The sequence below is a fragment of the Streptomyces kronopolitis genome (assembly GCF_050953795.1).
Classification (GTDB): Bacteria; Actinomycetota; Actinomycetes; order Streptomycetales; family Streptomycetaceae; genus Streptomyces; species Streptomyces kronopolitis_A.
On sequence record NZ_CP191850.1, the window covers coordinates 5,802,387 to 5,816,776 of the forward strand.

Consider the following 14,390-nt stretch of genomic DNA (forward strand, 5'->3'; position numbering starts at 1 on the left):
GGTCTGCGCAGCTCAACGGGCCCGGATGCCGCTTCGGCGGTGTCCGGGCCCGTCGCTGTGCCGGCCTCGCGGGGCCGCGGCGGCGGTGCGACCCGGCCGTGGTGCCGACGCCTTGCCGTTCACCCGAATGGCGTAGCGGTGGGGGAGGTCGTGGAGGCCGCAGGCGCCGCCGTCGGGCCGCCGCGGACCCGGGCCGGCGGCCCCGCCGAGTCGCCCGGGGCAGGCGCGCGGCGCGCAATGGGTACTGCGCGTGCCCCGGCCGGTGCGTGTGGAAGGAGAGCGGACGCCATGAATGCACCCCTGGGGGATGCCCCGCACAGCCTCACCGGTCTGCAGGTGGTCGATACGGACGGCGTGAAGGTGGGCAAGGTCCAGCAGGTCTACCGGGACGACGCCACGAACGACCCCGAGTGGATCACGGTGCGCACCGGGCTGTTCGGGATGAAGGAGACCTTCATCCCGCTCGCCGGGGCCACCCGGACCGGCGACGAGCTGCACGTTCCGCACGACAAGCACACCATCAAGGCCGCGCCGCGGATCGACGTCGACGGTCATCTCGACCCCTCCGAGGAAACCGAGCTCTACCGCCACTACGGGATGCCCCGGCCGGGTGTGACCGGACCCCAGGACCCGCCGGAGACCGCCGGTGAGGTGCCCGATACCGGCGCGGCGGCGTCGCGTCCCCGGCCCGCCCGGGACGACGCGGGCCCGGCCGGTACCGGGGACGCCGGGGCGCGGGCGTCCGGGCAGGGCGACGCGCAGGGCCGGACGCACGGTGAGCGCAACAAGCTCGTCGACGGGCCGCTGGCCGGTTCGGGCGCCGGTACGCGGTCGGGGCCGGGGCCGTCCGGCCATGACGACGAGGAGGCGCGGCGCGGCAGGGAGCAGGCGCCCGAGAGTGACGACGGCACGGACCCCGGAGAGGGGCCCGGGCCGGACCGGCTCCGGTAACCGGGTGGGGTGCCCCGGACCGGGGGAGCGGCGGAGGCCGCCGTCGAGCATGCGGCCTCCGCCCGCACACGCCCGTGCTCCGCGGGGGAAGGCGCAGGGAGAGGCGGCCGTGTACGGACGTCTCATACATCCGTCCGGTACGCGCGTACGGGCGGCGATAGGCTCCCTTCATGGGACACCGTGAGGACCTTCTGGAGGGCGCCAAACGCTGCCTCCTGGAGAAGGGCTATGCGCGCACCACCGCCCGCGACATCGTGGCCGCCTCCGGCGCCAACCTCGCCTCCATCGGCTACCACTACGGCTCCAAGGACGCGCTGATGTGCCAGGCGGTCATCGCGTCCACCGAGGAGTGGGGCGCGGGGATCGCCCGGCCGCCGGCCGCCGCTGACGGGCAGGCGCCGGACGCGGATCCGCTGGGCCGCTTCGCCGCCGTCTGGGACCGGGTGTTGCAACGGATCGCCACGGAACCGCAGTTCATCGCGGCGCAGGTCGAGGTGCTGGGGCTGCTGCCGCGCGATGAGGCGCTGCGCGAGGCCGTCGGCGAGGTGCTCCCGGAGGGCGGCGAGGAACTCGTCGCGGCCTTCGAAGGGGTGCCGGACGCCGAGGTCGACGCCGAGACGGCGCGCGTCGTCGGCTCCTTCTACCGGGCCCTGCTCACCGGCCTGATGGTCCAGTCGCTGCTCGCCCCGGACCGGATGCCCACCGGCCGGGACCTCGCCACCGCGCTGCGCCGGGTCACCACGGGCGGGGTGCCGGGAACGGCGTGAGCCGGGGCACGAGGCTCCCGGCGGGCGGGGCGGGCCGCCGCTTTCACCCGGCCGGCCGAAGCGGTCCGGACCGGCCGGCTCGCCCGAACGGGCGCACCGGTGCGGCCGGTCGGGCCGGCCCGCTCACAGCCGTGCCGCCTTGAGGGCCATGTGCAGCAGCAGCCGGTGCTCGCCGTCGTCCAGGTCGAGGCCGGTGAGCTTCTCCACCCGGCCCAGCCGGTAGTAGAGCGTCTGACGGTGGATGCCCAGCAGCTGCGCGGTCCGGCTCGCCTGCCCCGCGCAGTCGAGGAACACCTCGGCGGTGCGGGCGAGTTCGGCGTGCGCGGGGGCCAGCAGCGGGCCGACGACCGGGTCGGGCGCGGGGTCCGGCAGCGTGGTCAGCAGGCGGTACGCGCCGATCGCGTCCCACTGGGTGACCGGGCCCAGCCGGGGCTCGGCGCGGGCCGCGCGGGCCGCGTCCAGCGCCTCGCGCCAGGTGGCCGGGAGGGCGGTCAACTCGGCGGTGCCGGCGCCGATTCCGGCGGCGCCCGGCCCGAGCGGCGCGGGCTGTCCGCCGCCGGCCGCCGCGGTGCCCCGGGCCGGTGGCGCACCGGCCGGGCCCGCGCCCGCGCGCGGGGAGCGCAGCAGCTGCTCGGCCACCGCGTGGGCCGGGGCGAGCGCACCGGCCGTGCGCAGCCGTACCAGCGCGGCCAGGGCGGGGACGGCCGCGGCGGGCCGCGGCCGGTCCGTCGCGGCCGTCCCCGCGCCGTTCTCGGTGCCGGACGCGGCCGCGTCGCCGCCCCGTCCGCCGTCCGGGCCGCCGCCCGCGGGCAGGGCGCACGCGGCGAGCAGGCCCGGCAGCCCCGGCAGCGGCGCGGTGTCGGTGTCGGAGGTGTCCCAGGGCAGCACCGCGACCACCGTGAGCGGGGCGCCCGGGGGGTAGCGCAGGCCCTCGCGCAGCGCCTCGCGCAGGGCGGCCGCCGCGGCCGGCCGCCCTGCCGCCGGCACCTCCAGCAACTCCCGCAGCAGCTCGCCGAGTTCGGACCCGGCGCGGGCCTCGTCGGCCAGCAGCGCGCCGATCCGGGAGGCGGTCTCCATCGCCTGCGCGATCCGCGGGTCGGGCGGCGCGCCCCGGCCGCCCAGTTCGAGGTCGGTCAGATGCCCGTCGTCCAGCAGCCAGACGTAGCCGTGCACGATGCCGCGATGGCGTACGGGCAGACAGATCCGCCCCCGGAAGACCCCGGCGGCCGGGTCCGGGGGGATGCGCAGCGCCGTCCTGGCGCGGGCGATGCCGAAGGCCTCGAACCAGGCCCGTACGGCCGCCGAGGACCGGCGCTGGAGGATCGAGCGGGTGCGCACCGGGTCCATGACGTCGTCGTCGTCACCCTCGTGCGCCCCGAACGCGATCAGTCCGAAATCCCGGTCCTCCAGCGTCGCCGGGGCGCCGAGCGCCGCCGAGATCTCGTCCACGAGCTGCTGGTAATCGCCCCGCATCCGCCGTCCGGCTCCTCTCCCTGGTGCCACCCCACCGGCATCTCCGGCATCTTCGACAACTGTCACACCACAGTCATCGCTGGCTTCGGCTCCTTCCCCTCATTCTCATACATCTGTCTGAGATCCCGACCACGAAGGCGTGACAGCTGTCGATGGCCGGGAAGTAGCGCGATCCTTAAGTTTCAGGTGGCTCAATCTTGCCGACGCGTTCGCCCGGTCCGGGGTCCGCACGGCATGCGTCCCCTGAATCGTGGAGGTGCCCATGCTGGGTCCCGTGCTTCTCGCCGCAGCGCGCAGCGACAGCATCCGCCGCATCGTCGCGGCCGCTCCGGTCACCCGCCCCGTCGTGGACCGGTTCGTCGCCGGCGAGCGGCTGGCCGAGTCGATGGCGGCCGTGCGGTCGCTCGCCGCCCGGGGCCTGGAGGTTACCCTCGACCATCTGGGCGAGGACATCACCGACCCGGCCGAGGCGCTGCGCAATCGCGATGCCTACCTGCACCTGGCCGCGGCCCTCAAGGAGCAGGGACTCGGTGTCAAGGCCGAGATGTCGGTCAAGCTGTCCGCTTTCGGGCAGGCGCTCCCCGGCGGCCACGAGCTGGCGCTGAAGAACGTCCGCCCGGTGGTCGAGGCGGCCGCCGAGGCCGGCACGACCGTGACCCTCGACATGGAGGACCACACCACGGTCGACTCCACCCTCGCGATCCTGGCCGATCTGCGCGAGCAGTTCCCGCAGACCGGCGCGGTGCTCCAGTCCTACCTCTTCCGTACCGAGGACGACTGCCGCGCGCTCGCCGGGGAAGGCTCCCGGGTGCGGCTGGTCAAGGGCGCGTACAAGGAGCCCGCGAGCGTCGCCTTCCAGGACAAGCGGGAGGTGGACAGGGCGTATGTGCGCTGCCTGAAGATCCTGATGGCCGGCGAGGGCTACCCCATGATCGGGTCGCACGACCCGCGCATGGTGGCCATCGGCCAGGAGCTGGCGCACCGCAACGGCCGCAAGCCCGCCGACTACGAATTCCAGATGCTCTACGGCATCCGCGAGGCGGAGCAGCAGCGGCTGGTCGCCGAGGGGCACCGTATGCGGGTGTACATCCCCTACGGGACCGACTGGTACGGCTACTTCATGCGCCGGCTCGCCGAGCGCCCCGCGAACCTCGGCTTCTTCCTGCGGTCGCTGGCGACCCGCGGCTGACGCCCATGGGCCACCGCGGTTTCCGGCTGGGGGTCCGGGGGTCATCCTCCGGGAGACGCAGCCTGCGGTCTCCGGCGACCCGCGGCTGAGAGCCCCGGGAAGCCCGGCGCGGGTGGATGCTGGAAGCCCGGGGCGCGCACCCGGACGGCGCCGCCCGCAGCCGCCCACCCGACGCGGCCGCGGCCGCACCACGACGTACGACAACCGACGAGCGAAATCGAAGGAGACACGGCCGCTATGGACGCTGTGACCCAGGTCCCCGTGCCGGTGAACGAGCCGGTCCACACCTACGCCCCCGGCAGCCCGGAGCGTTCCCGTCTGGAGGCCAAGCTCAAGGAGCTGGCCGACAACCCGATCGAGCTGCCGATGACCATCGGCGGTGAGCGCCGGATGGGCGGCGGCGAGCGCTTCGACGTCGTCCAGCCCCACCACCACGCCTCCCGGCTCGGTACGTACGCCAACGCCACCGTCAAGGACGGCCAGGACGCGGTCGACGCCGCGCTGGCCGCCGCCCCGGCCTGGCGCGCGCTGCCCTTCGACGACCGCGCCGCGATCATCCTCAAGGCCGCCGATCTGCTCTCCGGCCCCTGGCGCGAGACGATGGCCGCTGCCACCATGCTCGGCCAGTCCAAGACCGCCCAGCAGGCCGAGATCGACACCCCCTGCGAGCTCATCGACTTCTGGCGCTTCAACGTGCACTTCGCACGCCAGATCCTCGCCGAGCAGCCCCCGGCGAACTCCCCGGGCGTCTGGAACCGTTCGGACCACCGCCCCCTCGAAGGCTTCGTCTACGCGATCACGCCGTTCAACTTCACCGCGATCGCCGGCAACCTCCCGACCGCGCCCGCCCTCATGGGCAACGTCGTGGTCTGGAAGCCGTCCCCGACGCAGACCTACGCGGCCGTGCTGCTGATGCAGCTGCTGGAGGAGGCCGGGCTGCCCAAGGGCGTCATCAACCTCGTCACCGGCGACGGCAAGGACGTCTCCGAGGTCGCGCTGAACCACCCGGACCTCGCGGGCATCCACTTCACCGGTTCGACCAAGACCTTCCAGTACCTGTGGAAGACGGTCGGCAACAACATCGAGAACTACAAGACCTACCCGCGCCTCGTCGGCGAGACCGGCGGCAAGGACTTCATCGTCGCCCACCCCACGGCCGACCGCGCCGTGCTGAAGACCGCCATGACCCGTGGCGCCTTCGAGTTCCAGGGCCAGAAGTGCTCCGCGGCCTCCCGTGCCTACGTCCCCGCTTCGCTGTGGAACTCCGGCCTCAAGGAGGAGTTCGCGGCCGAGGTCGACGCCCTGTCCATGGGTGACGTCTCGGACCTGTCGCACTTCATGTCCGCCGTCATCGACGAGCGTTCCTTCGCCAAGAACAAGGCGGCGATCGACCGCGCCAAGGCCGACCCGACGGTCGAGGTCGTGGCCGGCGGCACGTACGACGACAGCGAGGGCTACTTCGTCCGCCCGACGGTCCTGGTCTCCACCGACCCGGAGAACGAGATCTTCAAGGACGAGTACTTCGGCCCGATCCTGGGCGTCTACGTCTATGACGACGCCGACTACGACGCGATGCTCACCCAGATGGAGTCCGCCTCGGCGTACGGCCTGACCGGTTGCGTCATCGCCCGGGACCGTGCCGCGGCCGCCGAGACCTGCGAGAAGCTGCGCTTCGCCGCGGGCAACTTCTACATCAACGACAAGCCGACCGGCGCCGTCGTCGGCCAGCAGCCCTTCGGCGGCGGCCGCGCGTCCGGCACCAACGACAAGGCCGGCGCCAAGCAGAACCTGATGCGCTGGACCTCGACCCGCTCCATCAAGGAGACCCTGGTCCCGCCGACGGACTACCGCTACCCGCACATGGGCTGACCCCAGGGCGGCACGCACGCCGACGGCCCGGCACCCCCTCTCCCCGGGGGCGCCGGGCCGTCGGTGTCGCGTCAGGCGTTGCGCGGCGGGCCGGTGATCTCCTCGCCGATGGTGAAGCCCTTGGCGGGGCCTTCGGGGAGGGTGATGTCGATGCCGTACGCCACGCGGTGGGTGTCCGCGTAAGCCGCCTCGTCGGGCCGGGGGACGGTGAGCACGGAAACCGTCCCGAGGCCGTCATGGTCGTCGATGAGGACACAGGCGGGAATGCCGGCGCGGGCGTAGGCACGGCACTTGCGCTCCCGGTCGCTTTCGGTGCCGGGGTGCCCCCCGGAGACCATCTCGATGATCAACTGCACGCCGGACGCGTCCATACCGATGCCGTCGCCGGAGACATGTCCCTCGGGTTCTTCGGCGCGACGAAGCAATCGGGGAACCAGACCTTCTGCTCGTGGACCACGTTCATGTCCTGGTACGCCGCGTAGGCACCCTCGTCGAGGTGCTTGTCGATGGCGCGGCGGAGCCGGTTGGCGATCAGGCCGTGTGTGAAACGTCCGGTGGGCGACACCTGGATGAACCCCTCGATGAACTCGGCGCGAAGGCCCTCGGGAAGCTTCATGGCTTTCCATGCCTGCCACAGGGCCTCGTCCGGATCCGGTCCGTGGGCGGGGTCCTCGGCTCTCGTGGTCTCGGGCGTCATGGTGCAGCACCTCCTCCTGAGTGTGGGTGGGCTCGGCCTCGTGGCGCGGGCGACACCGTCACGCTAGGGAGCGCTTGGACGGCTGTGACCAGGGAATGTTCGCGGATCACTCGTTCGAGCGCATGCGCGCCGTCTCAGATAGTAGGAAGCCCAAGTAATTGTGCAGACATCACGGCCGAGCTGTCCTAGCGTTGTAGGAAGCCGAACGTGGCGCTCCATCGAGCGCTGGCGGATGCGGCCCGGTGCGCACGCGCAGGTGACCCCTGCCGCGCCGGGGCCCCCGCCCTTTCCGGCCGCTCATGGTTCGACGCACCCATTTCTTCTCGGGGCTCTGGCATTGGAGACGTGCATCATGGCCGAGACCGCTGTCCGCAGGACCCGTCACTCCGTCCGGACGACCAACGAAGTCGACCGCAGGAACGCGGCGGCCGCCCTGCAACGTGCCCTCGACCGCCGGGACAACGGCGGCTCCACCGGGCACTGACGTGCTGCGCGTGCGAAGCGGGCCGGGGCCGACCAGGCAGGCCTCGGTACCGTGCCGCTGCTGCTGGCGGATCCGGCAGTCCGTGACCCGCTGGCTCTTCCTGTCCTGACCGTGAGGGGCGCCCGCACTCCGGGCGCCCCTCACGTGCGCGCACGGGGCTCACCCCATGTCCGTATGGCGGACGTTACGTGTCAAACAATGGGACGGGCGCGTAGGGTCCGCAGTATGTCTCGCAGCATTCGCCTCGCAGTGATCCCCGGTGACGGAATCGGCCGGGAAGTGGTGGCCCAGGGCCTGAAGGTCCTGACCGCGGTCCTCCCGCAGGACGTCAAGCTGGAAACCAAGGAGTACGACCTCGGTGCCCGGCGATGGCACGCGACCGGTGAGACCCTGCCGGACGAGGAGCTGGAGTCGCTCAAGCAGCACGACGCGATCCTGCTCGGCGCGATCGGCGACCCGTCCGTGCCGTCCGGTGTGCTGGAGCGCGGGCTGCTGCTCAAGCTCCGCTTCGCCTTCGACCACTTCGTGAACCTGCGCCCCTCGAAGCTCTTCCCGAACACCGCCACCCCGCTCGCCGGCCGCCCCGACATCGACTTCGTGGTGGTGCGCGAGGGGACCGAGGGCCCGTACACCGGCAACGGCGGCTCGCTGCGCACCGGCACCCCCGCCGAGGTCGCCACCGAGGTCAGCCTCAACACCGCCTACGGTGTGGAGCGCGTGGTCCGCGACGCGTACGAGCGGGCCAACGCCCGCCCCCGCAAGAAGCTGACGCTGGTGCACAAGAACAACGTGCTGGTGTACGCGGGCCACATGTGGAAGAACATCTTCGACAAGGTCGGCCGGGAGTACCCCGAGGTCACCACCGACTACCTGCATGTCGACGCCGCGACGATCTTCTTCGTCACCCAGCCCGAGCGGTTCGACGTGATCGTCACCGACAACCTCTTCGGCGACATCCTCACCGACCTCGCCGCGGCCGTCACCGGCGGCATCGGCCTGGCCGCCTCCGGGAACATCAACCCGACCGGCGCGTTCCCCTCGATGTTCGAGCCGGTGCACGGCTCGGCCCCGGACATCGCGGGCACCGGCAAGGCCGACCCGACGGCCACCGTCCTCTCGGTCGCCCTGCTGCTGCGCCACCTCGGCTACGCCCCGCAGGCCGCCCGCATCGAGGAGGCCGTAGCGGCCGACCTCCAGGCCCGCGGCGACGCGCCGCGCAGCACCGACGAGACCGGCGACGCGCTCGCCGCACGCGTAGCGGGCTGAGGCCCGCAGCAGCGCACACGCACCACCCACAGCGCCGGGCCGGGACGGATACGTCCAGGTCCGGCGCTGTATGTCGTGACCCGCTCGGCGCCCCGGCCCGCGGAGGTGCGACCATCGGAGCCGGAGCGCGCACACGGTTCCGGTGGCCGGGGGCCACGAGCGATAATCGGACGTGGCATCGCCGCCCGCGAGAACTCGGACGTTCCCGGCACGACCGGTACGTTCAAGAACTGCCGTGAGCGCGGCCGTACAGACCGCACCGGTGCCGCATGGTGGGGGCCCACCCCCTCACTCCCCGGCCGGAGTGCCGGTCCGGTGACGAGCGGTATCGGAACACGCAGTGAAGGACATGCACTCATGACGACGCCCACGATCGAGCTCAAGCCCTCCTCGCATCCGCTGTCCGACGCGGAGCGGGAGCAGATCCTGGCCGCCCCCGGGTTCGGCCGCCACTTCACCGACCACATGGTGACGATCAAGTGGACCGAGGGCCGCGGCTGGCACGACGGCCAGCTCGTGCCCTACGGGCCGCTCTCGCTCGACCCGGCGACCAATGTCCTGCACTACGCGCAGGAGATCTTCGAGGGCCTGAAGGCCTACCGGCAGCCCGACGGCACCGTCGCCACCTTCCGCCCGGACGCCAACGCCCGGCGCTTCCAGGCCTCCGCGCGCCGGCTGGCCATGCCGGAGCTGCCCGTCGAGACCTTCCTGGAGGCGTGCGACGCGCTGGTGGCGCAGGACAAGGACTGGGTGCCGGCGCACGGCGGCGAGGAGTCGCTCTACCTGCGTCCGTTCATGATCGCGACCGAGGTCGGCCTCGGCGTGAAGCCGGCCAACGAGTACCTCTTCGTGGTGATCGCCTCGCCGGCCGGTGCCTACTTCCCCGGTGGCGTCCAGCCGGTCTCGATCTGGCTGTCCGAGGACCGGGTGCGGGCCGTCCCCGGCGGCATGGGCGACGCCAAGACCGGCGGCAACTACGCCGCCTCGCTGCTGGCGCAGGCCGAGGCCGCCGCGCAGGGCTGTGACCAGGTCGCCTACCTCGACGCCGTGGAGCACACCTGGGTCGAGGAGCTCGGCGGGATGAACCTGTACTTCGTGTACGAGGACGCCGCCGCGGGCCACGTCAAGATCGTCACGCCCACGCTGACCGGCTCCCTCCTCGCCGGTGTCACCCGTGACTCGCTGCTGTCGGTCGCCCGCGATCTGGGCTACACCGCCGAGGAGGCCCGGGTCTCCATCGGCCAGTGGAAGGCCGACACCGAGAACGGCACCCTCACCGAGGTCTTCGCCTGCGGCACCGCCGCCGTGATCACCCCGGTCGGCACGGTCAAGAGCGCGGGCGGGGAGTGGACCCAGTCCGACGGCGAGCCGGGCAAGGTCACCCTCAAGCTGCGCGAGGCGCTCCTGGACATCCAGCGCGGCGTCGCCGGGGACACGCACGGCTGGATGCACCCCCTGGGCTGATCATGACCGGCCGCGGCCCCCGCGCCCCGTTCGGGGCAGGGGGCCGCGGCCGTCCGTACGGCCGGTCGGGCCCGCTCAGCCGGCCTCCGCGGGGGCCGGCGCCGGGGCCGCGGGCGGCCGGGCGGCCCCGCCCACCGGGTGCGGCTCGCGGGCGGTGAGGGCCAGGTAGGCGAGCCCGCCCACGGCCGCCGCGAGCAGGAAGCTGAGATCGATGCCGCCGGTCAGGGGCAGCAGCGGCCCCCGGTAGAAGGGCGTGTCCACGCCGAGCACACCGACCACCGAGCCCAGCGCCCAGGCGGCGGCGGCCCGCACGTGCCAGCCCGCCCGGTACCAGTACACGCCGCCGCGGGTGCCGCGGTTGTAGACCTGGAGGGAATCCGGGTCGTAGGCGCCGCGGCAGCGGACGAAGCCGATCACGGTGATCACCGCCCAGGGCGTGCCGACGGCCGTCATCAGCAGGACGAACGAGGTCATGGCGTCCTGCGCGGCCCACAGGAAGTGACCGGCGTAGACCAGCACGGTCGACAGCACGGCGACGACCGAGGTGGCCCGGGTGCGGGTGGCGCGCGGCAGGATCGCGTCCAGGTCCAGGCCCATGCTGTAGAGCATCAGACCGGCGTTGCCGACCGACCCTGCCGAGGCGTTGAGCAGCAGGAACGCCAGGTACCAGAAGGGGGCGCCGGCCACCAGCGGGCCCGCGTAGTCGCTGCCCGCGCCCACGGCGAGCGCGGTGAACGTGCCGAACAGCTGCGGCACCAGCAGGCCCACCACCAGCCCCAGACAGGTGGCGCCGAAGACCCGCCGGCCGCTGTGCCGGCGCGGGGAGATGTAGCGGCTGTAGTCCCCGAGCAGGGTGATGAACGCGATCGGGCCGCTCAGGCCCGCGGAGACGGCGGCCAGCAGCCAGGTCTGCCAGAAGCCGCCCAGCAGATAGCTGCTGCCGTGCGGCGGCGCGGTGGTGAACGTCCCGGCGTACGCGACGACGCCGACGGCCAGCAGCGCGGTCAGGCCCAGCGCGAGCACCTTGCTCAGCCGCAGCAGCACCCGGTAGCCGTAGACCGCGCCGAGGGTGGTGGCGCCGGCCAGCAGGGCGTAGACGACGGCGTAGGCCGCGCCGCCGGCCGGCAGGCCCAGGAGCCGGTGCAGCACCCCGACGACCGCGTCCCCGCCGACCCACAGCGTCAGCGCGGTGTAGCCCAGCGACAGCAGCAGGCCGATGACCGAGCCGATCAGCCGGCCGCGCACCCCGAAGTGGGCGCCGCTGCTGGTGGACAGGTTGGTGGCGCTGCGCAGCGAGACCAGGGCGAGCGGGGCGGTCAGCAGGGTGCCGGCGACGGTGCCGGCCGCCAGGGACGTCACCGAGGGCCAGAAGCCCAGCCCGAAGGAGACCGGGAGCCAGCCGAAGATCACCACACCCAGGGCGAGGTTCGACCCGAGCAGGATCGAGACGAGGTCCCGGGGGCCGCTGGTGCGTTCCTCGTCCGGGACGGTGTCGACTCCGCGTTGTTCGATCGGCATGAGGGCTCCCCTGAGAGGCCGGACAACAGTGTGGTGAGCGGTGCCGCTGCGGGCGCCGCCCGGTGGGTGCGGGGCTCCGAGCCGCGGCTGCGGAGCGCACCGGGCGCTGCGGGCGGCGAGATCATTTAGAGTGTCGCTCTATCGGCCCACATCTCTGGTTCAGCGCTCAATCTCGCTCATCCTCTTGCTCACGGTCAATGCTTTCCCCGTTGCGAATTTCATGGTTAGAGTGGCGCTCTAAACGACCGGGAGGTGTGACGGGATGCGGTTGACCCCGACCGAACGCGATCGGCTGCTGCTCTTCGGCGCGGCCGAACTCGCCCGGGCCCGCCGGGCCCGCGGACTGAAGCTGAACGTGCCCGAGGCGACCGCGCTGATCGCGGACACCGTCTGCGAGGCGGCGCGGGACGGGCGCCGCCTCGCGCAGGCCATCGAGGCCGCCCGCGGCGTGCTCGGCCCGGACGATGTGCTGCCGGGCGTGGCCGACGTCGTCACCGAGGTGCATGTGGAGGCCGTCTTCGACGACGGCTCCCGGCTCGCGGTGGTCGGCGACCCGATCGGCGCCGGCCCCGCGTCCGGCCGCGACGGCGCGGCGCCGGCCCCCGGCGCGGTGCTGCCCGGACCGGCCGGTCCGGCGCCGGAGCCCGAGACGCTGCTGACCGTGCGCAACACCGCGACGGTGCCCGTCAGCGTCACCTCGCACTTCCACTTCTTCGAGGTCAACCCCCGGCTGGCCTTCGACCGGGCGGCCGCGTACGGCATGCGACTGTGCGTCCCGGCCGGCTCGTCGGTGCGGTTCGACCCCGGCGGGACCGAGGAGGTCGGGCTGGTGCCGATCGGCGGCGACCGGATCGCGATCGGCTTCGCCGGTCTGGTGGACGGCCCGCTGGACGCGCCGGGCGCGAAGGCGGAAGCGCTGCGGCGGGCCGCCGCCTGCGGCTACCTGGGAGCGGAGGAGCAGGCATGACGGACGGCATCGATCCCCACGAGTACGCCTCGGTGCACGGCCCGCGGGCCGGCGACCGGGTCGTCCTCGGCGACTCGGGCCTGGTCGTCCGGGTCGAGTCGGACGCCCAGAAGCCCGGCGACGAGTTCCTGGCCGGCTTCGGCAAGACCGCCCGCGACGGGCTGCACCTCAAGGCCGCCGCGGTCCGCGAGACCTGCGACTTGGTGATCAGCAACGTGCTGGTCATCGACGCGGTGCAGGGCATCCGCAAGGTGTCCGTCGGTATCCGCGAGGGCCGCATCCACGCGATCGGGCGGGCCGGCAATCCCGACACCCTCGACGGCGTCGACGTGGTCGTCGGCACCGGCACCTCGATCGTCTCCGGCGAGGGCATGATCGCCACCGCGGGCGCCGTCGACACCCATGTCCATCTGCTCTCGCCGCGCGTCATGGAGGCCTCCCTGGCCTCCGGCGTGACCACGATCATCGGCCAGGAATTCGGCCCGGTGTGGGGCGTCGGTGTCAACTCGCCCTGGGCGCTGGGGCATGCCTTCCGTGCCTTCGACGCCTGGCCGGTCAACATCGGCTTCCTCGGCCGCGGTTCGTCCTCGGGCGAGGCGCCGCTGGTCGAGGCGCTCGCCGAGGGCGGTGCCTGCGGCTTCAAGGTGCACGAGGACATGGGGGCGCACGCCCGTGCCCTGGACACCGCGCTGCGCGTCGCCGAGGACCACGACGTCCAGGTCGCGCTGCACAGCGACGGCCTCAACGAATGCCTCTCCGTCGAGGACACCCTGCGGGTGCTGGACGGCCGCACCATCCACGCCTTCCACATCGAGGGCTGCGGCGGCGGTCACGTCCCCAACGTCCTGAAGATGGCCGGCGTCCCGAACGTCATCGGCTCCTCCACCAACCCCACCCTGCCCTTCGGGCGGGACGCGGTCGCCGAGCACTACGGCATGATCGTCTCGGTCCACGACCTGAAGACCGACCTGCCGGGCGACGCCGCGATGGCCCGCGACCGGATCCGGGCCGGCACGATGGGCGCCGAGGACGTGCTGCACGACCTCGGGGCGATCGGCATCACCTCCTCCGACGCCCAGGGCATGGGCCGCGCGGGCGAGACCGTGCGCCGTACCTTCGCGATGGCCGGCAAGATGAAGGCCGAACTGGGGCCCCTGGCGGGCGACGGCCCGCACGACGACAACGCGCGGGTGCTGCGCTACATCGCCAAGCTGACCATCAACCCCGCCCTCGCCCACGGCCTCGCGCACGAGATCGGGTCGATCGAGGTCGGCAAGATGGCGGACATCGTGCTGTGGAAGCCGCAGTTCTTCGGCGCCAAGCCGCAGCTGGTGCTGAAGTCCGGGTTCCCCGCCTACGGGGTCACCGGTGACCCGAACGCCGCCACCGACACCTGTGAACCCCTGGTGCTGGGGCCGCAGTTCGGGGCGCACGGCGCGGCCCCCGCGGAGATCTCGGTGGCCTTCGTCGCCCGGGCCGCGGCCGAGCAGGGCGGTGACCTGATGCCCACCCGCCGGCGCCGGGTCGCCGTCCGCGGCACCCGCGGCATCGGCCCCGGCACCCTCGTCCACAACTCCCGGATCGGTCAGGTGCAGGTCGACGGGGGCAGCGGCCTGGTCACCCTCGACGGTGACCCGATGCGCTCGGAGCCGGCCGACTCCGTCTCGCTGTCCCGCCTCTACTTCCTGTGAACCCCGCGCCGCGCACCGGCCGGTGCGCGGCGCCTCCCGTGCGCCGGCCCGCCC

The 14,390-nt window shown here is 73.0% G+C and carries 13 protein-coding genes; 9 read left to right on the forward strand and 4 right to left on the reverse strand.

Annotated elements, in window-relative coordinates; genetic code table 11:
• The first annotated feature begins 288 nt into the window (after nucleotides 1-288).
• Nucleotides 289-951, forward strand: a complete 663-nt coding sequence (locus tag ACQP17_RS25765) for a PRC-barrel domain-containing protein (RefSeq protein ID WP_433858410.1) — start codon at nucleotides 289-291, stop codon at nucleotides 949-951.
• A gap of 170 nt (nucleotides 952-1,121) precedes the next feature.
• On the forward strand, nucleotides 1,122-1,718 hold the full coding sequence (locus ACQP17_RS25770; protein ID WP_433858411.1) for a TetR/AcrR family transcriptional regulator: 597 nt from the start codon (nucleotides 1,122-1,124) through the stop codon (nucleotides 1,716-1,718).
• 123 nt (nucleotides 1,719-1,841) lie between these two features.
• Here ACQP17_RS25770 and ACQP17_RS25775 read toward each other — a convergent pair whose 3' ends face one another.
• On the reverse strand, nucleotides 1,842-3,191 hold the full coding sequence (locus tag ACQP17_RS25775) for a PucR family transcriptional regulator (RefSeq protein ID WP_433858412.1): 1,350 nt from the start codon (nucleotides 3,189-3,191) through the stop codon (nucleotides 1,842-1,844).
• Nucleotides 3,192-3,453: 262 nt separating this feature from the next.
• Here ACQP17_RS25775 and ACQP17_RS25780 point away from each other — a divergent pair, with 262 nt between their 5' ends.
• Both ACQP17_RS25780 and pruA read left to right on the forward strand, forming a co-directional pair.
• Nucleotides 3,454-4,380: a proline dehydrogenase family protein gene (locus ACQP17_RS25780; protein ID WP_433858413.1), complete on the forward strand. Its 927-nt coding sequence runs from the start codon at nucleotides 3,454-3,456 to the stop codon at nucleotides 4,378-4,380.
• A gap of 237 nt (nucleotides 4,381-4,617) precedes the next feature.
• On the forward strand, nucleotides 4,618-6,249 hold the full coding sequence (pruA, locus tag ACQP17_RS25785; protein ID WP_364885196.1) for an L-glutamate gamma-semialdehyde dehydrogenase: 1,632 nt from the start codon (nucleotides 4,618-4,620) through the stop codon (nucleotides 6,247-6,249).
• A gap of 71 nt (nucleotides 6,250-6,320) precedes the next feature.
• Here the strand turns inward: pruA and ACQP17_RS25790 are convergent, their stop codons facing one another.
• Both ACQP17_RS25790 and ACQP17_RS25795 read right to left on the reverse strand, forming a co-directional pair.
• Nucleotides 6,321-6,605 carry a hypothetical protein gene (locus ACQP17_RS25790; protein WP_433858414.1) on the reverse strand — a complete coding sequence of 95 codons (285 nt, stop codon included), beginning with the start codon at nucleotides 6,603-6,605 and terminating at the stop codon, nucleotides 6,321-6,323.
• A complete protein-coding gene (locus ACQP17_RS25795) occupies nucleotides 6,596-6,946 on the reverse strand; it encodes a hypothetical protein (RefSeq protein WP_433858415.1) in 351 nt (116 codons plus the stop codon). The genes ACQP17_RS25790 and ACQP17_RS25795 overlap by 10 nt, the downstream gene beginning before the upstream one ends.
• A 352-nt stretch (nucleotides 6,947-7,298) precedes the next feature.
• On the opposite strand from ACQP17_RS25795, the gene ACQP17_RS25800 reads away from it, so the two are divergent.
• The 3 genes from ACQP17_RS25800 to ACQP17_RS25810 all read left to right on the forward strand — a co-directional run bounded on the left by ACQP17_RS25800 (nucleotide 7,299) and on the right by ACQP17_RS25810 (nucleotide 10,160).
• Nucleotides 7,299-7,430: a hypothetical protein gene (locus ACQP17_RS25800; protein WP_433858416.1), complete on the forward strand. Its 132-nt coding sequence runs from the start codon at nucleotides 7,299-7,301 to the stop codon at nucleotides 7,428-7,430.
• A gap of 225 nt (nucleotides 7,431-7,655) precedes the next feature.
• Nucleotides 7,656-8,696, forward strand: a complete 1,041-nt coding sequence (locus ACQP17_RS25805) for a 3-isopropylmalate dehydrogenase (protein WP_433858417.1) — start codon at nucleotides 7,656-7,658, stop codon at nucleotides 8,694-8,696.
• 357 nt (nucleotides 8,697-9,053) lie between these two features.
• Nucleotides 9,054-10,160: a branched-chain amino acid aminotransferase gene (locus tag ACQP17_RS25810; RefSeq protein ID WP_433858418.1), complete on the forward strand. Its 1,107-nt coding sequence runs from the start codon at nucleotides 9,054-9,056 to the stop codon at nucleotides 10,158-10,160.
• Between the two features lie 75 nt (nucleotides 10,161-10,235).
• Here ACQP17_RS25810 and ACQP17_RS25815 read toward each other — a convergent pair whose 3' ends face one another.
• Nucleotides 10,236-11,678, reverse strand: coding sequence for a cytosine permease (locus ACQP17_RS25815; RefSeq protein ID WP_433858419.1), 1,443 nt, complete (start codon nucleotides 11,676-11,678; stop codon nucleotides 10,236-10,238).
• A gap of 262 nt (nucleotides 11,679-11,940) precedes the next feature.
• Here ACQP17_RS25815 and ureA point away from each other — a divergent pair, with 262 nt between their 5' ends.
• Together ureA and ACQP17_RS25825 are read left to right on the forward strand one after the other, a co-directional pair.
• Nucleotides 11,941-12,645: an urease subunit gamma gene (gene ureA / locus ACQP17_RS25820; RefSeq protein ID WP_433858420.1), complete on the forward strand. Its 705-nt coding sequence runs from the start codon at nucleotides 11,941-11,943 to the stop codon at nucleotides 12,643-12,645.
• A complete protein-coding gene (locus ACQP17_RS25825) occupies nucleotides 12,642-14,336 on the forward strand; it encodes an urease subunit alpha (RefSeq protein ID WP_433858421.1) in 1,695 nt (564 codons plus the stop codon). Before ureA ends, ACQP17_RS25825 begins: the two co-directional genes overlap by 4 nt.
• The last annotated feature ends 54 nt before the right edge of the window (nucleotides 14,337-14,390 follow it).